The 22147-nt window shown below is 59.9% G+C and carries 23 protein-coding genes; 9 read left to right on the top strand and 14 right to left on the bottom strand.

Annotated features, from left to right (window positions below):
- Nucleotides 1–61 precede the first annotated feature (61 nt).
- From BOO71_RS29165 to BOO71_RS05860, 3 genes are read right to left on the bottom strand one after another with little or no spacing between them, the layout of a single operon-like run.
- Nucleotides 62–460 (bottom strand): DUF6527 family protein, encoded by a 399-nt coding sequence (locus tag BOO71_RS29165; RefSeq protein WP_368482868.1) that lies wholly within the window; start codon nt 458–460, stop codon nt 62–64.
- Entirely contained in the window at nt 457–1776 is a 1320-nt protein-coding gene (locus BOO71_RS05865) for a HesA/MoeB/ThiF family protein (RefSeq protein WP_254843049.1), read from the bottom strand. Before BOO71_RS05865 ends, BOO71_RS29165 begins: the two co-directional genes overlap by 4 nt.
- Nucleotides 1777–1821: 45 nt before the next feature.
- Nucleotides 1822–2673, bottom strand: a complete 852-nt coding sequence (locus tag BOO71_RS05860; protein ID WP_075831034.1) for a multiubiquitin domain-containing protein — start codon at nt 2671–2673, stop codon at nt 1822–1824.
- A 213-nt stretch (nt 2674–2886) separates the two neighbouring features.
- Between BOO71_RS05860 and BOO71_RS05855 the strand changes: the two genes are divergently transcribed.
- The 4 genes from BOO71_RS05855 to BOO71_RS05840 are packed head-to-tail and all read left to right on the top strand — an operon-like array spanning nt 2887 to nt 7908.
- Nucleotides 2887–3276 (top strand): helix-turn-helix domain-containing protein, encoded by a 390-nt coding sequence (locus tag BOO71_RS05855; protein WP_075831033.1) that lies wholly within the window; start codon nt 2887–2889, stop codon nt 3274–3276.
- Nucleotides 3263–4153, top strand: coding sequence for an ImmA/IrrE family metallo-endopeptidase (locus BOO71_RS05850; protein ID WP_075831032.1), 891 nt, complete (start codon nt 3263–3265; stop codon nt 4151–4153). The genes BOO71_RS05855 and BOO71_RS05850 overlap by 14 nt, the downstream gene beginning before the upstream one ends.
- A gap of 21 nt (nt 4154–4174) precedes the next feature.
- Nucleotides 4175–5401, top strand: coding sequence for a metallophosphoesterase family protein (locus tag BOO71_RS05845; RefSeq protein WP_075831031.1), 1227 nt, complete (start codon nt 4175–4177; stop codon nt 5399–5401).
- Nucleotides 5401–7908 (top strand): AAA family ATPase, encoded by a 2508-nt coding sequence (locus BOO71_RS05840; protein WP_075831030.1) that lies wholly within the window; start codon nt 5401–5403, stop codon nt 7906–7908. Before BOO71_RS05845 ends, BOO71_RS05840 begins: the two co-directional genes overlap by 1 nt.
- 125 nt (nt 7909–8033) lie before the next feature.
- Here BOO71_RS05840 and BOO71_RS05835 read toward each other — a convergent pair whose 3' ends face one another.
- The 4 genes from BOO71_RS05835 to BOO71_RS05815 all read right to left on the bottom strand — a co-directional run bounded on the left by BOO71_RS05835 (nt 8034) and on the right by BOO71_RS05815 (nt 11640).
- Nucleotides 8034–9941 (bottom strand): hypothetical protein, encoded by a 1908-nt coding sequence (locus BOO71_RS05835; protein ID WP_139322774.1) that lies wholly within the window; start codon nt 9939–9941, stop codon nt 8034–8036.
- Nucleotides 9942–9950: 9 nt separating this feature from the next.
- Nucleotides 9951–10421, bottom strand: coding sequence for a hypothetical protein (locus BOO71_RS05825; RefSeq protein ID WP_075831027.1), 471 nt, complete (start codon nt 10419–10421; stop codon nt 9951–9953).
- A 1-nt stretch (nt 10422) separates the two neighbouring features.
- Nucleotides 10423–10806: a hypothetical protein gene (locus tag BOO71_RS05820; RefSeq protein WP_139322773.1), complete on the bottom strand. Its 384-nt coding sequence runs from the start codon at nt 10804–10806 to the stop codon at nt 10423–10425.
- Between the two features lie 339 nt (nt 10807–11145).
- Nucleotides 11146–11640: a macro domain-containing protein gene (locus BOO71_RS05815; RefSeq protein ID WP_075831025.1), complete on the bottom strand. Its 495-nt coding sequence runs from the start codon at nt 11638–11640 to the stop codon at nt 11146–11148.
- 212 nt (nt 11641–11852) lie between these two features.
- On the opposite strand from BOO71_RS05815, the gene BOO71_RS05810 reads away from it, so the two are divergent.
- Both BOO71_RS05810 and BOO71_RS05805 read left to right on the top strand, forming a co-directional pair.
- Nucleotides 11853–12443, top strand: coding sequence for a recombinase family protein (locus BOO71_RS05810; RefSeq protein ID WP_075831024.1), 591 nt, complete (start codon nt 11853–11855; stop codon nt 12441–12443).
- A gap of 217 nt (nt 12444–12660) precedes the next feature.
- Nucleotides 12661–12927: a hypothetical protein gene (locus BOO71_RS05805; protein ID WP_075831023.1), complete on the top strand. Its 267-nt coding sequence runs from the start codon at nt 12661–12663 to the stop codon at nt 12925–12927.
- Between the two features lie 114 nt (nt 12928–13041).
- Here the strand turns inward: BOO71_RS05805 and BOO71_RS05800 are convergent, their stop codons facing one another.
- On the bottom strand, nt 13042–13848 hold the full coding sequence (locus BOO71_RS05800; protein ID WP_075831022.1) for a crotonase/enoyl-CoA hydratase family protein: 807 nt from the start codon (nt 13846–13848) through the stop codon (nt 13042–13044).
- Between the two features lie 76 nt (nt 13849–13924).
- Here BOO71_RS05800 and BOO71_RS05795 point away from each other — a divergent pair, with 76 nt between their 5' ends.
- Both BOO71_RS05795 and BOO71_RS05790 read left to right on the top strand, forming a co-directional pair.
- Nucleotides 13925–14569 carry a winged helix-turn-helix domain-containing protein gene (locus BOO71_RS05795; RefSeq protein ID WP_075831021.1) on the top strand — a complete coding sequence of 215 codons (645 nt, stop codon included), beginning with the start codon at nt 13925–13927 and terminating at the stop codon, nt 14567–14569.
- A gap of 599 nt (nt 14570–15168) precedes the next feature.
- Nucleotides 15169–16149 carry a tyrosine-type recombinase/integrase gene (locus BOO71_RS05790; protein ID WP_075831020.1) on the top strand — a complete coding sequence of 327 codons (981 nt, stop codon included), beginning with the start codon at nt 15169–15171 and terminating at the stop codon, nt 16147–16149.
- Nucleotides 16150–16270: 121 nt separating this feature from the next.
- Here the strand turns inward: BOO71_RS05790 and BOO71_RS26780 are convergent, their stop codons facing one another.
- The 3 genes from BOO71_RS26780 to BOO71_RS05780 all read right to left on the bottom strand — a co-directional run bounded on the left by BOO71_RS26780 (nt 16271) and on the right by BOO71_RS05780 (nt 19031).
- The gene (locus BOO71_RS26780) at nt 16271–17083 is read right to left on the bottom strand and encodes a hypothetical protein (RefSeq protein ID WP_139322771.1); all 813 of its coding nucleotides are present in this window, start codon (nt 17081–17083) and stop codon (nt 16271–16273) included.
- Between the two features lie 138 nt (nt 17084–17221).
- Nucleotides 17222–17755, bottom strand: a complete 534-nt coding sequence (locus tag BOO71_RS05785; RefSeq protein WP_075831019.1) for a hypothetical protein — start codon at nt 17753–17755, stop codon at nt 17222–17224.
- A gap of 229 nt (nt 17756–17984) precedes the next feature.
- Nucleotides 17985–19031: an HNH endonuclease gene (locus BOO71_RS05780; RefSeq protein ID WP_075831018.1), complete on the bottom strand. Its 1047-nt coding sequence runs from the start codon at nt 19029–19031 to the stop codon at nt 17985–17987.
- A 141-nt stretch (nt 19032–19172) separates the two neighbouring features.
- Between BOO71_RS05780 and BOO71_RS05775 the strand changes: the two genes are divergently transcribed.
- Entirely contained in the window at nt 19173–20003 is an 831-nt protein-coding gene (locus BOO71_RS05775) for a S1 family peptidase (RefSeq protein WP_175607376.1), read from the top strand.
- 213 nt (nt 20004–20216) lie between these two features.
- On the opposite strand, the gene BOO71_RS05770 is transcribed toward BOO71_RS05775, so the two are convergent.
- The 3 genes from BOO71_RS05770 to BOO71_RS05760 form a co-directional block, all read right to left on the bottom strand.
- Nucleotides 20217–20477: a hypothetical protein gene (locus BOO71_RS05770; protein WP_075831016.1), complete on the bottom strand. Its 261-nt coding sequence runs from the start codon at nt 20475–20477 to the stop codon at nt 20217–20219.
- Nucleotides 20474–21082 (bottom strand): nucleotide-binding protein, encoded by a 609-nt coding sequence (locus tag BOO71_RS05765; RefSeq protein WP_075831015.1) that lies wholly within the window; start codon nt 21080–21082, stop codon nt 20474–20476. Before BOO71_RS05765 ends, BOO71_RS05770 begins: the two co-directional genes overlap by 4 nt.
- Nucleotides 21083–21633: 551 nt before the next feature.
- On the bottom strand, nt 21634–22147 hold a 514-nt coding region (locus BOO71_RS05760; RefSeq protein WP_075831014.1), incomplete at its 5' end, for a M48 family metallopeptidase.

Genomic DNA, 22147 nt, shown 5'->3' with positions numbered 1-22147 from the left:
CTGGGAGACCGGCATTTGACTTCGCCACCAGTATCAATCTTGTCGTTACCCCTACAGGCATTCACCTTTTCTTTCGACGAAATCGTCTCCACCACGCTCTGAGTGTGCGCTCGACGTTACTGGGGAGCGTCTCGAGCGTGTCCGCCTGCGCGCCGTACCACCACACTCGGTTTTCCTCAAGTACGAAGTGTGCCCCGCAGCTATCCCGGCGCCAGACCGAGGGCATCAACGTCAGCCGGCTTTCGTGCAAGCGGAGGTTCCAGAAGGTGGTGTCGACGTTCCGGTCAAGGTTCAGCACCAATACGTCACCACAACCGCAGGGACAGACCAGTGCAGCATTGCGGTAGTGGCCGCGGTGGACCAAGGCGATTGTATCGGGATGGCGCGTGACCGTCTCCTGGGCCGCCGTGACATGCTCGACGGTCGCCACATCACGGTAATGAAGTCGGATTGCACTCATTCGGGGCGCCCCGGGGCGGTCCAGGTGTCTCCCTGGCTATAGGCCCCCTGCTCCGAGCAGTGGGCACAGCCGGGCCTGGCAACCATTTCTGGCGTGCGCATCTGGCTTTGATCCAGTTTCAGGAGCGTGTACCGCGAAGGAATCGGGAGGCCCGTCACGGCTGATAGGAGCATGCTGATGGCCACGCCGACGGCCGTAGAATTGAGACTGATCACGGCCGGTTCCTTCACATCCTCACCGCGCACATATGGGTCGGCTTGACGGGCACCAGCGGTCATGAGATCGGTGCGCACCTTGGCTAGGTCGAGGCTGTCAGTACACAGCAGGCACGGTAGGGAGGGCGAGAGCATCTGGATCCGCCCGGAGATGTGCACGGCCCCAGACGGCAGAACATGGATGTTGATCCCGACATCAATGACCGGGAGCAGGTACTGATAGGCCAGCTGGGACAGGATTGCGCGGCTGCCCTGAGAGTCGGTGCAGGCCATCACAATGTCCACATCAAGCAGGCTGCGCGCGACCTGCTGGACAGTGATGTCCTCCTGGCGGGGTTCAGCAGAGATGGTCGGCTGGATGCGCCGCGTCAGTTCCGCACTGATGTCGACCTTGGGGCGTCCCACATCGTCCGGGACAGTGCCCACGACGCGGTTGAGGTTGGTGTCCTCGAGCAGGTCATCGTCGTACATGCGGATGTGACCGACGCCGAGGTGGGCGAGTTGCTGGGCGGCAAGCGAGCCCGTGCCACCACTGCCGACCACGGCGACCCGGAGGTGCCGTAGCTGCGCCTGCCCGGCTGCGCCGAAGGCACGGATTTGACGGTCATAGGTCTCGTCCTGTGTCGGCGTGAGGAAGTTAAGCTGGCGGAGCGACCGCCCGACCACCTGGACATGCAAGTCCGCATCCTGCCCGTCCAGAAGGAACAGTCGGGCATGGAGGGCAGCAGGCGTTACGATCATGCGCCCATGCGGTTGACCCGGAGCGTGGTAACGCAGCCGCGGGAGGGTCTGCGCCTCGTTTGCGAGGTCGATCGTCGACGGTTCCAGGCTGCCGTCCGGGTGCGAGTGAGCCTGGATGACGGCGCCCCGGTGCCCCCGGGCCTGCTGATAAATCTGAGCCATGTACGCGGCGCTAAGCGTGAGCCGGTTGGCTGTGCGCTGCTCATAAGCGTCCTGCGGTGGAACCACAACGTCCGTAATCAGCAGGCGGTAGGCGCCGCCTGGAGTGGGCACAGCGTGGGCGAAGAGGAAGGCCGCCGTCTCTACACTCCAGTCCTGTCCGAACGCGGTCTGCAGTTGTTCATGCTGAGACTCGGTCATGACCAGCACGTGCCTGATGACTGTGGTAGGGATGGCGGCCACGGCTCAGTTCCCCGCGTTGAGGCGCTGGCGGATGACGCCGACATAGGTCAGAAGGGAGTTCTCGGTCGGCGACCAGCCCTGCACGTGGTAGGAGAACCACAGGTCGGTGGGGAAGGGCGCATTCTGGCCTGAGTTGGCGGGCGCAGCGCCGGTGCGGAGCGTCAGGGGCCGCTCCGCCCAGAAGCAGTCGAGCGGGGCGGCCGGGTAACCGTTCGGCACCACGAATTTCACGGTAGCCCGCGCTTCGGCCCACGCGGGCGTCAGTGGTACCCCCGGTACCCTGATCCAGGTGGTGCCGTCGGGTTGGTGCGTGAGTTCCGCGTCCGGGTACCCCTGTTGGAGGGCCGCGAACTGTGCATCAATCGGACCGCGCGGGGGCGCCGCGACGCTTCCGTTGTCGGCCGGCAGGCTGGTGTAAAAGGATTCGGTTCCAGGGCGCGCGAGATTCACGTGGGTGCTGTCTTCGATTCGCTGGTCGGAGCCCGTGCGGCCTTCCTGGAAGAGCAGCGCGTTCGCCGGTACTCCAGCAATTCGCTTGATGTCGTCGCCCGTGACGTCCGGACGCACTGATTCATATCGCTGTCCGTCAATGTTGAGTTTGAAGTGCGGGCGTTCCTGGGCGTCCTCGCGGGGGATGGCGTAGAAGCACTCGACCTGCCTGCCGGAGAGGTTGATGGGGGTGGCGTCGTCGAGCTGTTCGCCCGGCGCATTTTGGTCGACGCGGAACACCACGTGCGTCGGGTCGATACCCGCCTGCGCTTTGAGCTGCTGCGGGGTCTGCGTGTCATCGCTGGAGGCGAACTCTTGGGCGTTGATTTCATACAGATACGTACGGTCAGGTTGGTTCATGCTCATGTCGGAACTCCTATTTGAGTGGAGGAAGGGTTGCTGGGCCTGCCGCTCAGGCGTGCATCAACCATACCCGAAATCTAAGTCTACTTAAGTGCATATTATACAATTAGATTTAGATTAGATACTCTAATAGGAATACGACCTGCGGACCGGCGTCACCGCCCCCTTCGCCCCTCTGGGTGGTGACCGGCCCCAGCAGCGTCCCAAGGAGAAGCCATGCCCGATACCCAGTCCCCCACGTCCAAGCCACATGAAGCGCCATCCCTTGGAAAGGAGTTACGACGCCTTCGGCAATTACACGGTTTCACCCTCAAAGACGTGGAACGCAGCACCGGCATCAGCAACGCCTACCTCAGCCAGGTAGAGACGGGAAAGATAGAAAAACCCTCACCGGCCAAGCTCTACGCTCTGGCTGAGATGTACAAGGTCTCCTACGACAAGCTGATGGAAACTGCCGGCCATATCACCCGGCAGTCTACTGAACCCCAGCCCACGCTGGCCGGCACAGCCTTCTCCACCATGGACGACCTGACGCCGGAGGAAAAAGACGCGCTGGCCACCTACCTCACCGCTCTGCGCCTGATGAAGAAGAATGACGCTGGTTGATCCCGACGGCGTCCACGAGGTGGCCCGTGCCCTGCTCGCCCGGGCTGGTGTCACGGCTCCTCCTACCCCGATCGATGACTTGGTGGTCTGCACCGGGCTGACCCTCTCCCCCCACATCTCCTTGGATGAACGGAATGCCGAGTACTTCGCCGGCATCCTGAACGTCGTACATCTGCGTTCTGCGCTGAGAAAGGCGATGGGTATTCTGAATCGCCGCACCAGCGAGATCTACACGAACGCCGCCATGAATCCTGCTAAGAACAACTTCGTGATCTTGCACGAGGTCGGCCACCAAGCCATGCCGTGGCAGCGCGGGCTCGCCATGCATTACGACGATACCGCCACCCTCTCCGACGACACGCACAACATCTTTGAGCGAGAGGCCAACCTGTTCGCTGCCGACACGCTCTTCCAGCTCGAACGTTTCGCTACTGACGCCGCCGATCTTCCCCTTGGACTGTCGGCCGTCCTGCAACTGGCGGGCCGGTACCGCGCTTCCGTGCATGCGTCCCTCCGCCGTTATGTGGAATCGAGTTTCAGACCGTGCTTCGCTTTCGTTCTCTCCGGGCAGCCGATCTTACAGGCCGACGCGGCCATTTACCCAGTCGTGACCACCCATGAATCCCCGGAGTTCACGTTCCGCTTTCCGACCTGGACACGTCCACAACAACTCCCCGCAGCGCATCCCATGTTTGCGCGCGTAAGTAGGGAAAAACTGATAGACATGGAGTATGCGGAGTTCACCCTTGTTGAGGACGGTACCGCCCATGACGCCATCGCGCACCTCTTCTACAACGGGCATCACCTGCTGGTCCTTCTCATCCCCCGGGATATCACAGGCCGAGCGCGCCGCCGGATCGTCCAAACGAGACGCTAGGGATCACGTGAACGCCCCAGCATGACGCCGCTACGCATCGTTCATGTGGCCGACCTGCATCTTGGTTTCACTGGGCCTTCTAGCCTGATCGTCACCGACGGCGCGGATGCCGGGCGGCCCCTGCGGGAAACGGACATCGAGCGCGCCGTCCGGTGGCTTGCAGACGCGCTGATCAATGCCACCCCCACTGTCCATCTCCTCGTGATTGCCGGCGACCTGTTCCACCGCGCCAATCCCATGCCCCGCGCCGTTGCCGCTGCTGCGGAATTCATCGGCACGCTCCACGCTGCAGGCATCGAGGTCGTCATCATTGAAGGCAACCACGACGCCCCCGTTACGCCACTCCACGGTTCTCCACTTTCGTATCTCGAAACCCTCGGTGCGCACGTGGCCCACGGTAGTGAGGCCAGAACCGTCGGCGCCCAGGTCTGGCGTACGGATATCCTGCGCGATCACGTCATTGTGCACGCCGTCCCTCACGGCGCGTTGAAGGGCGGAGACCTGAGCAGCCTCCACCCGGTCGACGGCTTCGTCAACCTTCTGGTCGCGCATGGACGGGTTCAGGGAGAAACGCGGGTCGATGACCCCCGACCTGTGAGTAGCATTCCTGCGGACCTGATCCGCAAGGACTGGACCTATATCGCCCTGGGCGATGCCCACGCCCACAATCATGTGCCCCTGACGAGCAGCGATGCCAGGTATGCCGGGAGCCTTGAAGCTTTGACTTTCGCAGAAGGCCAGCCGCATCCGTTCGTCCATGACGATCCTTACGCGCATAGGGGTGCCCTCGACATCCGGATTAGCAAGAACGGTCCGGCGGCGATCACCTCGTTTCTCTATGGCGACAGCCGGCCGCTCCTGCGACTCTCACCGATCAGCGCCGACGGGAAGGCGGTCAGTGAGGTGCTGGCACTGATCGACGAGGCGACCCGTGACCTCCCCGCCGAAGCCCTAGTTCAGCTGGAAATCCAACACTGCCCGGCAGTCCTGTACGCGCAGCTGAATCACCAGGAACTGCAACTTCTGCGACAGCGGGCGCGCCATATCGACTTGATCTGGCGACTGTACGACGACGAAGTTCTCCAGAATGAAACTGCGCCGGCGGCCGACTCCCTTCCCGACCAATGGACGGCCTACCTCGCAGAACACGTTGAGGACGATACAGAGCGCACGTGGGTCCAGACCGAGGGCATGAAACGGCTGCTGGAAGCGCGTGCCGCCTTGGAACGTGCGCAGGACGGTTCCTGATGCTCCAGCTCACACTCGAAAACTACCGACGGTACCGGGAGATCACACAACTGACTTTCCAAACCGGACTGACCATCGTGACGGGACCGAACGGCGCCGGCAAGTCGACGCTCACCGAAGCGATCCTGAATGCACTGTATGGCCCGCTCCGGGGAATGAGTCCGACGTCCGACGACTCGGAGAGACCCTGGCGTGTTACGTTCACTTTCAAATGCGGCGACGCGCAACTGAGCGTCACCCAGCACGACACACAGGCTGCCCTAACGGTCAACGGCCAGGACCTGATCAACTTGGCGCCTGGAAGTCGCGATGCCGTCATCGCGGAGGTCCGTTCCCGCGTGGGCGGCCTGGGACGAACCAATTTCGAACGGGTGTACTTTGCTCTCCAGGGTCAGACCGAAGCTCTGGTCACCCTGAAGCCTGTGGAGCGGAAAAAACTGATTGAAGAGGTTTTGCAACTCGATGTGGTTAAGAAGGCAGTCGAGTTGCAGGAGGCCGAAGTCAATCTGGCAGTAGATGAGTTCAAAACAGCGCTTACCCTCCTGGCCCGAGAAGCGACCGGACTTCATGGCCAGCCTCACTTGACGAGTGCTGCTCAGCAGGTGTCGACATCGCGCACACTGAGAACCAGGGCAGAGAGGCTCGGTCAGTTGAGGGGGGCGCTCCAGGACGCCATTTGCGCACACGAGCAGCACATCACCGCAATCGGGTCGATGGCAGAGCACGCGCGAGTGGCCCAAGAACAGGCCGCTCAAACGATCAAGGCTTTTGACACTCAAGTGAAGAGGCAGACTTCCATTCTGGAGGCGTTTAGGGACAGGCAGGAAGAGGATGCCGACTTGCTTGGCACCCTGCGAGAGGCCCAGGGGGAGCTCAGTGGGCTGCAAACGCTACTTGCCGATCATGAAATTGAACGGGACATCGCATTAGCCAGCCGTGCAGAAGCGAAGGATTGGCAGGAGGTGCAGGCCCGTCACCAGGAGGCCGAGCGGACGCAGCGTGCTCACGGGAAGCACGCTGGAACCGCACAGAGGCTGGAACAGGCCATCGCTGAGGTCGAGCGTCGACATGAGGACTTCCACCGTCTCCAGCGTGAGTGCATTCAACTGCCGAACCCAGTTCATGACTTAGAAGTGGTCACCGCGCGACTGGATGCGCTCGCCCTGGATCCAACGGCGCAGGAAGCAGCCGAGATCGTAGCAGAGGCACGGCGGCTCGACCAGCAACGCGAGGAATTTCAGGGCCACCTCACGGCACTGGCACACCCGGGCCAGGTGTGCCCGACCTGCGGCCTCGAACTGGACAACCACGGCCGGCAGGAACGGGAGGTACACCTCCACTCGTGGATCAATACCACGCTGCCGGCGCTACGGGAGGCACTGGCCATCCGAGAGCGGGCATCTGTAAGACGCCGTGAATCCTGGACACTCGAGCTGTCCAGCTTACGAGACGACGCCAAACGCCTGAAAAAAGAGGTGCAGGCTGTCGAGCGTGCCGCTGACCGAGCCCACGAGGCCCATAAGCGCTGGACGGAGGCGCAGCTTGCGTGCGATACGGCAACCGCACGGTGTGAGGAGTTTGGCATCCACCTGCCATTCGATCATGCTCGGGGCCCTGCTTTGGAGGCTGAACGTGACCTTCTGGCGGACAAACTCGAGCAGCTCCGGCCTGCAAAGGAACGGTACGATCGGCGCGACGACCTGGAGCGCAAAGCGCGCACGACGCAGCAACTACTGGACGTCAAGACTCAGACCATCCGTGCTCTTGAGGATGCCCGCACCGCCCTCGCGTATGACTCTGCCGCACATCAGAATGCCCAGGCGGAACTGTTACAGCTCACCGCTGATCAGTCCCAGGTGGCAGTGGCGACTGAGAGAGCGGCGGCCGCCTTGCGGGACGCTACACGAGAGAAAGCGGCGGCTGAGGCAGTACTCACGTCAATGAGCAGGGCGGATCAGCACGTGACTGAGACTTGGCAGCGCCTTGAGCGTGACAGTCAGCTGTGTTCCCACCTCACCAACTTCCAGCAGCATTTCTTCGCCGCCAATACCCGCGAGGTCATTGCCCGCGCGTCCACCCTCCTTCAGCGGGTTGCAGACACCTCCATCCGTGGCATTGCCCTCGACCAGAACGGAACGCTGCACTACCGGGACGCTTCCTATGTCAAGCGCTCCGTCGACCGGCTCTCCGGCGGTGAAAAGGCCCTGGTTGGGCTGTGCCTGCGGCTCGCCCTCGCCGAACGGGCACAACGCATCGCGACTAACCATCAAGTCCGGTTCCTTGTGCTCGACGAAGTTCTCTCGAGTCTGGACGACCAACGACGCGATCAGGTCCAAGTTGTGCTCCATGAGGTGCTCAAGGACGGTCTGTTCGATCACATCATCATGATCACCCACATTGACGACGTGAAGAAAAGCTGGCGTGCGAATAGGCTGGAGATCAGCAAGAGCGGTGAACACACTAGCGCTGCCGAGCTGTTCTCCCTTGATCTGTTTCCCAAGAACTGAACGGTGTGAAGTAGAGGCTCAGGCTCATCTGAGTCGATCCCAGAAACCTGTCCGGGTCAGGATGGAGCCTCTGACGGGCGAAAGGTCGGTGTAATCCTGGCTCGGAACGCGCTGGGCGCTAGTTTTCACAGCTCAAGCTGCCGAGCGCTCAGTGCCTTCAAGGCCTCATCGCGAACCCACTCGTGACTGTCACCAGCCAGTCGCCTCAATACACTTTCGGCCGTGGCAGTGTTGCCTGCAACGTTCATGCGGATAGGGTAGAACGGATCCTCGGCGAGAAGTTCGAGAAGCTCGGGGAGCAGGCTAGGATTGAATGCGAGCTCTTCTCTGACGAAGACCGACTCCACGTGAGCGAGCTGGCGTTGGAGGTGTTCGGAAAGAGTCGAATTTCTCGCAAGGCCCAACCTGATCTCGTCCGAGTCGTTCCAAAGCTGGTCCATGAGGGCCTCAGGTAGACCCACTTGCTCAGCCACTTCCCGCCTCAATGCCTCATCGGGATGTTCCGCGAGAATCGTTAGCACTGCGACCGGCATCTGACCTCGCCTGACGAGGGCCTCCAGATCCAGGCCTTCGACGCGGATGATCTCCTGCCACTGAGCGGTCGTGAGATTGTCTTTCTCCTGTTGCAGGATCCAGGTCTCAAATTCCTGCAAAGTGCCGGACTTCTCGGGCCATTCGAGGTCCTGAAGGCCGAGTTCCTGTCCATGCCGCGGCCAGGGGCATTCGGACAATTCACGGGCGCGACGCCAGCGGGCCAGCTGTTCTTCAGAAAAATCGTCGTCTAGCTGGTCACTCTGAAGGCTGGAGACGTCGGTATCCAGATTCAGGTCGGTCACGAACAGCAGCGCAGGAGCTTGCGACTGGTCGAGGTGCAAGTGTCGGAGTCGGTACATCGTCGGCTGGCTGAGAGGCACGTTATGCGATAGGGGATCAGGATCCTCGAATAGATAACCCGCATCTGTGATGATCATCGTCACCGACAGAATGTCGGTGCACCCGCCTTCGCTGAAGGTACCGGTTGAGGTCATCGACATCGGTTCGCCGTTGAGTAGAGGAATGTGCTCGACCAGAGGTTTTTCTTTCAGCGGGCTGGGCCGCCTGAGTTCTTTTAAGGGGGCAACCACATACTGGTAAAGATGACTCAGGGCTGACTCTCCGTCTTCCTGAGATTCGCCTTCTACAATCTTTGCTGCGAGCGTCAGGTGAACGTCGTCCGCTCCGTCCGGCGTGTTGATGAGGTTGTCAACATCGTCCTGAAAACTGTCTGTGAGTTGACCGGTCATCATATTGCTCTGGCGGGTCAAAACGTCGTCCATGAGCGCTGCCACGATCTGCCGCGCCGTGGCGAGTAGCATCCGCTGATCGAACAGCTCAAGAGCCCTGAAGCCTGAAAGGGACGCTCCCGTCGCGTCCTCAAAGAATCGGGCTTGCAGCGTATCGTTCCGGACATGCCATTCCAGGCGCGTCCCTTTTGACCGGGAGCGGGTGGCCCCCAGGAGTGCCCCGTACAGCTGAACGGCACCCAGCAGCCAGTTTCCCTCGCCCTGTACGATGCGCTGTAGGGTCTGCTGGATACTCAAGATGATCGTCAGCCTCCCAGGGAGTGGGAGTGGTCGCCGGGGTAGCGGCTCGGACGAGGGTGTTCTTGGTGGAATCTCAGGCCGCTCCAGTTCATGGAGTTTCGGGGCACGGTCTTGGTGTTGTGGCTGGTCCAGAGGCAGATCTACCGGAAGAAAATGTGGCAACCCCTGTTCTGCGAGGAAAGCCCCAGCCTGCTGCCGCAGATATGGCCACGAGGCTTCGAGCGCAGTCCACTCGTGGCCGTCCGTATCATCGACCTGCAGACGATAGCGTGCGCGAACCTCGCACGCCGTGAGACCTTGGAAGTCAAGATTGACCTGCCACTCTACGGTCTGGTGCCGGGGATGTGAGTACACCTCATGCCGAAGCACAACATCGTATTCGTGATCCTGGGAGAGCCCGGTATGAATGTCGGTATGGAAGGCCAGACAGTCGAGGCGAGAAATCGTCAAACGGGACCTTTAACCTTTCACGCGACTTGCGGCGCGCACCTTGAGGCGGGTCTCACCCTTCATGGTTGTTGTCGGCCCCTGATCAGCATCTGCCTGTTTCTCAGGCGCGGTGAGGTGAGCTTCGATTGGACGGCCACCGGTGACTGCCGTAAGAACCAGCTTTACTTCGTAGCCTAGCGCCTGGGCGTGCTCCACCACCGTCCCAAGGTGGATGTCGAGATCTGTACCTTCGATGGCTTTCACACGTGGCGCGCTGCGGCCACTGGCAGCGCCGGCTTGTCGCAGTGACAGTTCACGTTGCCGTCTGGCCTGATGCAGGGCTTCCCCGGCTGCTTGCGTGGCAATGGCGCTTTGCACAGCGCCAGCGAGTTGGTCCGGCGTGATCGCCTGCAAGAGCCCGGCTGGAATAGAGTCGGGCATAGGTGCAGCACCCTCGGGCTGCGCGAGCAATGCGACGAGTCGCTCTTCTCGGGTGGTCATATCAACTCCTTCTTGGCTCTAAAACAGGTTGATGTCCCATGATGGCGTCATACACATCAGAAACGTCGAGGAGAAGGTTCTGGTCGGCCTGGTTTTCGTTCTTGCACTCGGCGTGAACCAGGACGAATTCTGCACCAATGGCCAGGACGTAGACCCGGGCACCGCCGTCTGAAGCGCGCTTCTTCAACTCATAAACGGGGCCGCCGAACGATTTCAGGTAACGGCAATCACGACCATTCTGATGCAGGTCGGCACACATCTCGACTACGGCCCTGAGGCAAGTCCGCTGGCCCTTTCCTGCCATTTTCAGGAAATCCTGAATGATCAGAGCTTGAGGGGCGGTGAGATTGGAGGGATGTCGGGCTAGGTGCAAGCGGTACGTCACCACACCACCCGTGTTAACAATACTATTAACGGCACTGGGTTTTCAACCTTGGCCTCTCTGGCTTCCCTGGCACTCATTCCCACACTCTATAAGACCTCAGTCTCAGTAGCTGACAACTTTAGTTTCCGGCTGTCCCAGTGCAGAAAAAGGCCGTATCAAGACGTGTAGAATCTCGCCTATTCTCTCTGGAATCTACCGCAGCACATGGCGCAGTTCTGCCGATCCATAGCGCACGGAGTGAGCTGAAGACTTCGTCCTCGCACAGCAACTTCATAGGCCACGAAAGCTCCGGAAGAGCCTTGACGAGGTGTTTATGCAGGCCAGCGAAGGACAGTCTGGTCATGGGCGCGTTGGCAGGTCGTACACAGTCACGGCAATGCCCTGATCGGTCAGTTCCTCTTGCACGATGCCCTCAATCACTGTCCAGTCCCCACCTACTAGGCCCGCGCCGATGCGGGGCATGTGTACGCTCGCCTGATGCGCCTGAGCAAAGGTACGGACCCGCCTGAGACCTGCACGGATGGCGTCATACCGCACTGGCGGCCTGCTGGCAGGCCGCGCCTGACGGGCAATGTCGTGCTGCCCAATCAGGTTCGCGACCCACAGACCGGGTTCGACGTCCACGAACTGCACGCAGCCCAGTTCGAATGGATTCTGTGTGTCGGTCTGCCCCGTGGCCCAGGCCCGGTAGGCGGCCTCCGGCTGCTTGAACCGTCGCGATAAGGCCAGGACGAAACCAGCACCCCAGTGGCCCTGATCGTTGCAAACGTGGACCAGGACCTTGGGATCAGTGCCTTCGGGCTGCGTGGCGTCGCGGATGCGGTAGGTGAGCATGCGAGATCATCGTCGCAGGGTTCACCTCAAGATCCGTGCGCCCTACTACGCTAAGCGGAAGAAAAGGCCCGAATTTCTCAGCTTCAGCCAGCCCCACACTGGGAACGCCGCCTAATGGACTGCCGTGTCCCCATCAAGCTCTACTTCGAACGGGACACCTGCTGGCCCCCGGAAACACGCTGTTTTTCAGGGCTAGAATCGGGAGGGTTTAAATGGGACAGTGCGCCGCACTCTACTGCCGGGTTTCCACGGCCGATCAGTCGTGTGAACGACAGGAGCGTGATCTGCTGGCATTCGCCGAGCGGGCCGGGTACGATGTCGTGGCGGTCTCCTTGAAGACCGCCTCTGGCAGCAAAGACGACCGGGTCGAGCGCGCTAAGGTCCTGACGCTGGTGCGGGCCAGGCAGATCGGGGGCGTGCTGGTAACGGAGCTGACGCGCTGGGGTCGGTCGTCGACCGACCTCTTGAGCACCCTGCAGGAGTTGGAGGCGTGCGGCGTCTCAGTGATCGCCCAGACCGGGCTGCAATTCGATCTGCGCTCACCGCAGGGCAAGTTGTTCGCGTCGCTGATGGCTGCCCTGGCCGAGTTCGAGCGTGACCTGCTGCGCGAGCGCATCCGGTCCGGAGTGGCCTCCGCCCAGGAACGCGGGGTCAAGTTCGGCCGGCAACCTGGCGTGCGGGTCAAGGCCGACCGGTATCAGTCCAGGGTGCTGAAGTTGCGGGAAGAGGGCTGCTCGTACCGCCAGATCGCGCGCGATCTAGACCTGAGCAAGAACACCGTGATGGAGATCGTCCACCGGTAGCGCTGACTGGTGTTCGGCGGTGCACTGGGTGGGTGCTTCTCCTGGTCTGGACGGTGTCGCCTTATCAGGACAACGTCTTGGCCAGACCATCGCCCATGAAGACGCCTGGCCGCAGCAGTGGTACTGCACGCTCGTTTCCAAACTATAGAAGATTTTTCCGGCGATGGGATGGGCAGTCTCGATTGAGGACCGACAATTTGTAGGGAGGAATGGGTGCGTGTACCTGCACTCCAAGGGCGTCAACCGCTGTTTTCGGGTCAAGGAAAATACCCGTATCGACGACCTCCTAACGAGGGAGCAGTTCCACGGTCTACAGCTGGGCGCGGTGCGCGTCATGTTCGAGAAGGCGTGGGTGTACGGCAGTTGGATGCAGGTGGTGAAAGGTCAGGTCGTGGCCGAGCAGGACGACATTCCCGACTACGACTTTCAGGCCCCGGCCAGCGTGGTGGACAGGTTCGAAGTCGGCGGAAAGCCGGTCAGTTGATTCCCGACGGGGCCGAGGTGGAGCGCTCCAAGCGTAGACGGTTCGGGATGCACGCGGGCAGGTCGAGATAGGACGGTGCCCGTTCGACCTGCCCGCGTGCCCGCTGGCTTCAGGTTATCGTCCCGTGAACTTCGCTTCGCGGCGCTCGAAGAAGGAATGCAGCCCCTCTTGCGCGTCGGCCGTGCCGAATAGCCGCGTGATCTCTGGCCCTAGCTGCTGCGCCGCCGCCTGGAAGTGTGCGCCGCCCTCCGTCGCCTGGCGCGCCGAGGCCAGGGTGGCCTTCACGCCCAGCGGGGCCTGCGCCGCGATTCGCCCGGCCAGTTCGGTCGCCCGTTCCAGCTCGCGTCCGGTCTCCACCACCTCCTGCACCAAACCCAGCCGGTAGGCTTCCGCAGCGCCGAATTCGTCTCCGGTCAACAGGTACCGCATGGCGTTGCCCCAGCCTGCCACCTGCGGGAAGCGCAGGGTGGCCCCACCGAAGGGGAAGATGCCGCGCTGAATCTCGATCTGCGCGAAGGTGGCGTCCTGCGCCGCGATCCGCAGGTCGGCGGCCAGCAGCAACTCGATGCCCAGCGTGAGGCACTTGCCCTGCACGGCGACCACCAAGGGTTTGGTCCGCGTGCGTCCCTGGACGCCCCAGGGATCGACCAGCTCTGTGGGCATGGCAAAGGTGCCCGCCGCGATCTGGGGAGCCACCTCACCCAGGTCGAGGCCGCCGGTGAACATGCTGCCATGCGCGAACAGCACGCCGCAGCGCAGCTCGTCGTCGTCCTCGATCTGAGTGAGTGCCGTGGCCAGTTCGAGCAGCATCGCGGTGTCGAAGGCGTTGCGCTTGTCGGGCCGATCAAGGCCCATCAGCAGCAGTGCTCCACGGCGTTCGGTGGTGACTCGGGCTGGCGCCGGGTCGGTGGGGTGCGTCATACGTGCCTCCTGGGATGTGATGCCCATTTACTGTAGACTGCCTCTACTTCGTATGGGACACAGACTTGGAAGTAGCGTGGCCCACCGGGTGACGCAGGCGGCGGCCGCGAAACTGCTGCTCGACCCAGGGGCCCGGCGTCTCCTCGGCGCGCTGGTCGGTCGGGAGCGAACCCTCAGCGACCTGGCGGGGGAACTGCAGGTGCCACTCAACTCGCTGCTATACCGCGTGCGGGTGCTGGTACAGGCAGAATTGGTACTCATTGCGCGCGAGGAGCGGCGGCGCGGCCGCGCGGTGAAGTGGTACCGCGCGGTGGCGGACAGCTACTTCGTGCCGTTCCAGCAGGCACCGGCAGAGACGGCCCAGGGCCTGTCCCGTCAGGACTGGGAGCAGCGCCGGGATGGTTTCCTCCACAGCATGACGGAGGCGGCCACGGCGTACCTGGAGGCGTGGGGGCTGCGGGAGTGGGGGCTGCGCTTTGACCTGGATCGCCAGGGTCGGCTGGTGATGCAGCACACCGTGGACGGAGAGACGGCCCCTGACCTGCTTGACCGCCGCTCGCCCGCGTTCCTGGACATCTGGGTTGACGACCTGGCCCTGACCTTCGACGAGGCCAAGGCCCTGCAGAAGGAACTGACCGTCGTGTACCGCAAGTACCGGCGACAGGGCGGCGGGCAGCGGTACCTGATGCGCTTGGCGCTCGCCCCACGGGTCGAGAAATGAACGCGCTGCCGGCCAGCGACGGAGGGCGGGAGGGTCCGCATCTGGCGCCCGGCCGACCGACAGCTGGGGCCGCCTGACCCTCCGAAGACGCCTGCTGGACCAAGCCACTCTGGGTCGTTCGAGAACCACTGCGGTAACCTCGTCCCAGACAGCGTTTGACCCTTAGCGTAGTAGGGCGCGCTGATCTTGATACTGGTGGCGAAGTCAAAATCTCACCTCTTCATCGGTAGACGCCGGTGGCGAAGTCACGAAAAACACTGTTCTGCGAGACCGTCACCGGACTTCGCCACCAGTATCGATCTTGAAGTGACCCCCAGTCGCATGCCGCCACGAACTCAAGGCCAGCCCGTTCTCAATGAAGCTCAAATGCTGCCTTGTTCCTGCCAGGATCCGCAGTATTTTCGGTAAAGCCAGATCATTTTCGGTAATCTTTTCCGGCCCGTATCGTCGTTTACATGTCGGTCTATACGCTGCCCATTGTCCAGCACGTCAACTACAGCAACCCAAACCCCAGAAACCGATCTACCGAAAATAAATCTTTTCGGTAAAGTACTATCAAGTCTTGGCCCAGCCCTGGGCAGAGCAATGGAGAGTTCCGAATGTCTACCCAAAGTCAAACCGATCCGATGCAGGACTGGGCGCATTACCTCACCACTGAGGAAGGTCTCAGCCCCGCCACCATCAAGGAGTATTCAAAAGACCTGCGCCTGTTGCGCACCTGGCTGGACCGTCCAGAACTGCCCGAGGCCCAGCGCGGGCGCGACTGGAATCAAATCGGTGCCAGTGACCTGCGCGCCTACCTGGCCCACAGCAAACCCGCGCCCCGCCGGAACCACCGGCTGGTTTCTTCCTGGCGCAGTTTCTGGGTATTTCTGCGGGACATTCAGCGTGTGCCTGACCTGCAGCCCGGTCCCGCCGAGCTGCGCCGCCCGAAACTGCCCCGGCGCCTGCCCGGCGCGCTGGCGCTGAGCGACGTGGCCCGTCTGCTGGACGCGGTCTGGAAGGACAAGAGTCCGATCCGAGGTGAGCGCAACTGGTGTGTCGTCGCCTTTCTGTATGGCACCGGTCTCCGCATTTCCGAGATGCTCAATCTGACCTTTGACCAGATCGAGTCCCACGACGGGCAGCCCATCGCCGTGCGGGTGATCGGCAAGGGGGACAAGGAACGGCGCGTGCCGCTCTCCGAAACGGCCAGGAGTGCCCTGACGCGCTGGCTGCGGCTGCGGCGGATGTATGGCAATCCGGTCAGCCCGTGGGTGTGGTCTCCCCTGTCGGGCAAACGTTCCGGCCAGCAGATGCAGGCGCGCAGCATCGGGGCCATGCTCGACGCCGCCGCCCGCCGCGCCGGCCTGGACGTGGCGAAGGTTTCGCCGCACAAATTGAGGCACACCTTCGCCACGGCCTTAATTGAGTCGGGCCGGACGCTGGACGAGATCCGCGTGCTGCTGGGCCATGAGTCCATCCAGACCACGACGATCTATGCCCACACGTCCAATGCGCGTGTCGCTGCTGCGGCTGCCGCACTGCCGGATGTGGTGGGGCTGTCGATGGTGGGCATGATGCCTGCTTCCTCCAAATAAAGTGGGTTATCTACATGTCTCAGATTATTTTTATTAAAAACTTGGATAAAAAATTTAGTAGTCTTGAAATATATTCTCATATATTATTAATATAACCGTTTATCTGGGTAATGTTTGATAATTATTTTAAGTATTCTGGATCGAATATACTACTAATGGATATTGCGGTTTGCTGAATGGAGTCTGGTCGCTTTGCTAGTCGTTCGGCCTTCAAATGAGGTATTATAGCAGAAGCCATAATTATCATGCCAATTATTATAGGAATTAAAATTATGGTCATATTATCTATATAATCTGTCAAAGCCCATCCTACTATTAATATTACTGCGGAGGGTAGAAATCCTATAATCATCAGTTTACTATATAACTTTCGATATTTTATTATTTGCTTCCCTAAAGGATTTTCAGAGGGCTTCCCGATTTTATCTAACTCCTCTTCGGAAACGCCATCGATCTTTCGTAAATTTCTATACTTTTTAAGATAGCCAATCGGCATCTTTTCAAGTCTTTCGAGACCCGTGAAAGGTAAATAGTTTGCCTTTCCTCTAAAGAATAACCCCATTCCGCCGTAATATATAAGCGTTTCCGAAGGGGAAGGATGAGGACTAATAGAAAATAGATAACCATCACAGTATGCAAGAATACGCGTAGGATTATCTATAATTGCTTCTTTGGCATGTTGACTGAAAGCTCCTTCATAAGTTCTTGGTCTGATTTCTGCATATATTTTGCCATGATGAAGACTTCTTAGAAAAATAACTTTTTCAGCGGACTGCAAAATACCTGTACGTTTAAGTTCGGAGTAGAAATATTTTAATCTTTCAAGATCAGTTTTAGATAAATTGGCTCTTGAATTGAGATACTCTGTCTCCTTCATTTTTTCCTGAAACTTCTTTTGATCTTGTTCTGCTAATATCGCTTGGTCAATTCCCATTATTTTATTCCCTTAATATTTTTAATAGACTTTAAGTTTAGAAAATTCTAAACAACCCCCCTTTCTTTCAAGGGTATATTTTAGGTAATACATGATCGTATGACCAATCAAATATCGGCAATTGCATTGATAGATCGCTTATTTGCAAGAGTTTACAGCTCGCATTGCCTCTTTGAAACCACCTGTGGAGAAGGTATAGTCCAATGCGCTGCCATTGTTTCGCAGTACGCGCATGACGATTTTGCTCGTGGTATTTGTGAAGGCAGCAGTAAGGATGGCGTCGCGAGCGTCATCAAAAGCCAGAAGAGTTAAGTCCGGTTCGCCACTGGTGAGGCCAGTTTGTGACGGAATAGTCTTGGCTTGCTGCGAATCCACCCGGTACATCAGGTTAGGGGAGCGTTCAAGGTCGTATTCCCCACTGCTCATCAGGTTGTTCTTCGTATTCAGGAATGCACTGGCTTTGCCATCACGGCAAATAAAAGCCATGGCGGTCTCGCCTTGCGTGTCATTGATCTCTGCGACGACAACCATACTTGTATTGGCGTCGGTCATGGCATCGAGATCTTTTTCGTAATACGTGTTGGTTCCAGGCACACGCTGTAACTCGGCGTTTGCGAAGCTGCCGAGCATGAAGCAGAGGACGAGTGCGGTGAGCTTGAAGTGTTTCTTCATTGCACCGACCTTAGGGAAAACTCTCTTACGTGTTTCTCACGTCCCAGTCGTTCATGTCTCATCACATCACTGGTTCAGGAAGGGCATGGCGTCCACTGACCACCTGACTGCCGCCCCGTGGCTTTCTATCAGCTCTCCAGCCTGCTGACGGAGCCGCAGCTCCGGCTAGCAGGACGGCGCCTGGGCCACGGCTCATCCGCATCATCGGTGGTCTTGGAGGCAAACGCAATCAAAATACTGGTGGGTGTTCGGCGCGCCCATCCCAGCGTTTTGTGCGCTGCTCCAGGGCAAAGGCTTCCATAGACGTCAGGAAAGCCCAGCGGGTCTTGGCGGTGCTTCCCGTATCCCGCATCAGGGCTGCTTGGAGCGGGTGGTGGCTGTCTATCAGGTACGAGTTGCGCCGATGCAGCCGCTCCAGAAAGCGCCGGGCCGGAATGGCATCCGCTTTCCCGCCTGGACCGGCATTGCAGGTCTCGCAGCTCAGCACGAGGTTCCACACTGCGTTTAGGTCGACGTCCGGCAGGCGGTAGCCGAGGACCCACGGAAAGACGTGATCCACGTGGCATGCTTCGCCGGACGTCATATCCACTGGCTGATAGCAGTAGAAGCAGTGGCCTTTCTGGTAGCCGCTCAGGGCAGGGCGCAAGCGCGTGAGCGACACACGGGTCTGGTGCCGCCAGGGCACCAGCACCAGCTCACCGCTGGCTTCCTCGTAGGTTGGGGAGCGGCCTGACATCACTACGGCGCTTTCCTCGGTCCAGGCGTGTTCAACCAGATCCCAGCGGGCCTCGGCCTCGGCCTCTAGCAGTTCACGTTCTATTGGTGAAAGGGCCAGCAGCGCGTCGGTGAGCACCAGAGTCCGCGAACGTCCGCGCTCGAGCTGGAAGAATTCGGTTGCCGTCTCGCCGCCGGGCAGACGGTGATATACGTCCAGCACGTAGCGGAAAGCGTGCCGCACGGTGAGGGCATGAAAGGCGTCTGCATCCAGCTGACCATGTAGGTGGGCGGCGGCACCCTCCAGGAACACGCTGCTTGGAACTGTCCCCTGCCTCTTTCCACGCTGCACGTGGGCCAGTAGGGGCGCGGTGAAGTACGGTGCCAGTTCGGACAGCGTGACCCGGCTGCGCCCTTCGGCCGCAAGGACCAGCAGCGCGCGACTCAGCGCGAATTTGTAGGACGCCGTATTGGTGCCAAACAGCACGATGCTACGGAAATAGGTGGAATCGTCCGCTGCCGCCCGGATGAATCCGGGTATTCCTGCAGTGTCGTCAGGCATTCCCTCAACCATAGGTCAGAACGGCCATTCAGGACACGAGAAAACCGTTGGGGGCTTCTATCGTGGCTGCCTCAGGGCAAGGGCAAGCTTGCTGATCGGTAGCGCGACATGCTCTTGGTTGTTTGACACTAAACTTTGAGCGTGCCCCGTTCCATCCTGGCCCAAACTATTGAGCGCGTGCAAAGCGGTGTGATCCACATCCGCGTTGAATTGCGCGGTCAGCAGTTAGCGAGCGGCAGCGGCTTCCTCCACCGAGGTCACCTCATCACGAACAACCACAATCTGCAGATGATTCGTGAACAGGCGCAAACGCAGCCTAGCCTCCGTGTCATCCTCCGTTCAAATGTGCCCGGCATGAAAACCACAGACAATGAGGTCCACCTGACGCCTGAGGACTTCCAGGCATGTCTGGAAGATGGTTCAGAGGAAACACGTTTCGATTACGCCATCCTCCGCATACCGGAACTGCTGACACAAGGCCGCCATGAATTCTGCTTCGGCTCGCCCCGGCAATGGCGGATGGGGGATGAAGTGGCCCTGCTCGGGTACCCGCTTAACCATCAAAATCTGACCTGCCACACAGGAATTATCTCATCACGTTACCGGCGGAACGGTGTGGAATATATCCAGCTTGACGCGAGTATTAACCCAAGTAACTCGGGTGGACCGCTCATCGATCCGCGCACGGGCGAGGTTATTGGCATTGTGACGCGGCGGCATGATGGTTTCACTGAACTCTTCAGGCAAGTCCAAGAATTCTTCGAAGAGCAGCGTGGCCGCCTTGCAAACCAGCCACTTGCACCGCTCCTTCCCCAGTATCCCGAGATGGAGTTAAAGGGCCTCACAGCCAGCAACATTGTCAGCTTGCTCGAACAATTGAAACGCTCAGCCAATGTGGGCATTGGCTATGCCTTTTCTATCGAGCATGTGGCGACGTCTCGTGTCTTCGCCGCTGAGCAGGATTCGCTTTAAATAGGCCATTCCCAGGCGGAACATTTTAGGCGCAGCAAGCGGCGGTCCTCACGTCCGGAACCCGTATTTCTCCTTCTCGCTAATCACAGACAATGATTCAAAGCCGAGGAGAAAACATAGCTTGCTCAGACTAAGGAGCGAACAGCTTGGTCGTTTCGCCATCCCAGACAGGCTTTTCATGACTAGCGCCAAGTCCTAAACGGGGTACTGCGGTCAGCTTTCCCCTTCCTGTTCTAAGTACAGACGGAGGGCAGCTTCCACAACGTGATGGTGTTTCATCCGGTGACGCACCGCATGGAGTTTGAGGGCGGTGATCAATTCCCGGTCGAGGAAGGTGCTGTATTTCTCGCGCTCTAGCCCCTTCTCAATATTCGCGATTTCAGGTTTTCCGGATTTCAGGTTTTCTTCCGAGGAATTGTCTCCTTTCGGCTGCAGGCCTTCGAGCTTTTTCAGTGCCCCACCAAATTTGCTCATGCCAGCACCTCCCGCATGACCAACTCGTAGTCCATGTGGGCAAGCTTGGCGCGCTGGTCTCCCTTGACGTCCCGCACCCGGGTGCCGTTCAGGGCCGCTTTGTTGAAGGCGCTGGCCCGCCGGATATCGCGGCTGAACACCGGGATCCCGAGTTCCATCATGGCCAGGCGAGCCTCATGCCCATCGGTGCTCGGCGCGGGGGGCACATCCGTAATCAGCACCCGGTAGTTGCTCACACCCTGCTCGATCAGAGGGGCAAGGGTCTTGGGAAGTGCGCGCAGACTCAGGGCATCCGGCTTGGTGGGCACGATGAGCAGATCCACCGCCTGTGCCAGGGCCAGCAGGTCGCCAGCTTCCTCCCCGGCCTTGGTGTCGAACACCAGGTAGCCGAAGGGAGTCAGGTCGGTTTGGTCCAGCGCGTCAATGGAGATGACCGTACAGGCCAGACCCGGCCCGGCACTGGCCCACTCCAGGGCACTCGCCGTCTTCTCGTCAGCGTCAACCAGCAGGGTGGCGGCCCGGTCGGCCAGCAGGGTGGCCAGCATCACGGCCGTGGTGGTCTTGCCTACCCCGCCCTTATCGTTTGCGATTGCAATCCGGTACATCTGTTCAGAATACCGAAATCCGGCTTTCAGGGATACCCGAATTCTTCCTTTCAGGTTTTCAGGATTTGATGTGTACCCACAGTTTTATAATTGATGGTGGGCGCAGGAAGTATGCCCGCCGGGCCATGGCCACCAAGAACCTGGGGCGTCCATTGTCTAGCGGTGAGGTCTGAGGTCGTCCATCACGTCAAAGGCAACAAACAGGACGCCCGGTCCAAGAACATCTTGGTGTTCTGGGTAGGCAAACACATCTGGTTGGGACGGTGCTGCGCCGCCGAAGGCGCGGCCAGCCTCTTCTGACGTTCGACATTATTCCCGAGAACCTGAAAACCCGATTTCAGGTTTGCATGAAAGGGTGAATTCAGGCCTGAAGTCTTGTTTTCGGGAATACGGACAACCTAGACCTTGATCCTGCATCGAACGACACCTGCTTCAGGACAAGATGGGCGAGCTGGAGCCGTTGAGCCGCTCAGGGTCGCGACGGACCCATATCCGTTGGAAAGCGGGGGCGATTTCTACCTCAAGGTCAATGGCACTCCCTGAGGCCCCGGTCACCCCGGAGAGACGTGGTGCGTCATTTCGACCACACGGTTGAGTCGTGACCGGAGCTGCTTCCAGCCTGGAAGGATCCGTCCTAACAACGCGTAGTAGCTGCTTGAATGCCCAAAGTCCCGCGTGTGGCACAGCTCGTGGATCAGGACGTAGTCGATGCAGTCCTTGGGGGCCTGGACCAGCAGCGGGTTGAAGATCAGCCGGCCGCCGCGGGTGCAACTGCCCCAGCGGGTCGTCATGCGGCGCAGTTGAAACGCCCCATCGTGCTGAATGCTGAACGGGGCCACCCGCTCCAGGCAGACCTGCATCCGCTCAGTCAGCACGGCCGCGGCCCGCTGGCGCATCCAACGGGTTACCACGGTCTCCGCCCGCTCCTGGCGTTTGACGGTGACAAGCAATTCCCCACGCGTCACGCGGACACCCTCCACCTCGCCAATCAGGACGCGGAGACGGTGCTGGCGCCCCAGGTACCGCCAGCCTTCCCCGCTCACGTACCGCCGGGCGGGCAGCGGC

It is taken from the genome of Deinococcus marmoris, from assembly GCF_001949125.1.
Classification (GTDB): Bacteria; Deinococcota; Deinococci; order Deinococcales; family Deinococcaceae; genus Deinococcus; species Deinococcus marmoris_A.
Note: the sequence above shows the minus strand (reverse complement) of the source record. Positions and strands in the feature narration are given on the sequence as shown.

Coding starts and splice junctions, on each gene's coding strand:
- BOO71_RS29165 (WP_368482868.1), bottom strand. CDS start 460: ATGAGTGCAATCCGACTTCATTACCGTGATGTGGCGACCGTCGAGCAT.
- BOO71_RS05865 (WP_254843049.1), bottom strand. CDS start 1,776: ATGACCGAGTCTCAGCATGAACAACTGCAGACCGCGTTCGGACAGGAC.
- BOO71_RS05860 (WP_075831034.1), bottom strand. CDS start 2,673: ATGAGCATGAACCAACCTGACCGTACGTATCTGTATGAAATCAACGCC.
- BOO71_RS05855 (WP_075831033.1), top strand. CDS start 2,887: ATGCCCGATACCCAGTCCCCCACGTCCAAGCCACATGAAGCGCCATCC.
- BOO71_RS05850 (WP_075831032.1), top strand. CDS start 3,263: ATGACGCTGGTTGATCCCGACGGCGTCCACGAGGTGGCCCGTGCCCTG.
- BOO71_RS05845 (WP_075831031.1), top strand. CDS start 4,175: ATGACGCCGCTACGCATCGTTCATGTGGCCGACCTGCATCTTGGTTTC.
- BOO71_RS05840 (WP_075831030.1), top strand. CDS start 5,401: ATGCTCCAGCTCACACTCGAAAACTACCGACGGTACCGGGAGATCACA.
- BOO71_RS05825 (WP_075831027.1), bottom strand. CDS start 10,421: ATGACCACCCGAGAAGAGCGACTCGTCGCATTGCTCGCGCAGCCCGAG.
- BOO71_RS05815 (WP_075831025.1), bottom strand. CDS start 11,640: ATGCTCACCTACCGCATCCGCGACGCCACGCAGCCCGAAGGCACTGAT.
- BOO71_RS05810 (WP_075831024.1), top strand. CDS start 11,853: ATGGGACAGTGCGCCGCACTCTACTGCCGGGTTTCCACGGCCGATCAG.
- BOO71_RS05800 (WP_075831022.1), bottom strand. CDS start 13,848: ATGACGCACCCCACCGACCCGGCGCCAGCCCGAGTCACCACCGAACGC.
- BOO71_RS05790 (WP_075831020.1), top strand. CDS start 15,169: ATGTCTACCCAAAGTCAAACCGATCCGATGCAGGACTGGGCGCATTAC.
- BOO71_RS26780 (WP_139322771.1), bottom strand. CDS start 17,083: ATGGGAATTGACCAAGCGATATTAGCAGAACAAGATCAAAAGAAGTTT.
- BOO71_RS05785 (WP_075831019.1), bottom strand. CDS start 17,755: ATGAAGAAACACTTCAAGCTCACCGCACTCGTCCTCTGCTTCATGCTC.
- BOO71_RS05780 (WP_075831018.1), bottom strand. CDS start 19,031: ATGCCTGACGACACTGCAGGAATACCCGGATTCATCCGGGCGGCAGCG.
- BOO71_RS05770 (WP_075831016.1), bottom strand. CDS start 20,477: ATGAGCAAATTTGGTGGGGCACTGAAAAAGCTCGAAGGCCTGCAGCCG.
- BOO71_RS05765 (WP_075831015.1), bottom strand. CDS start 21,082: ATGTACCGGATTGCAATCGCAAACGATAAGGGCGGGGTAGGCAAGACC.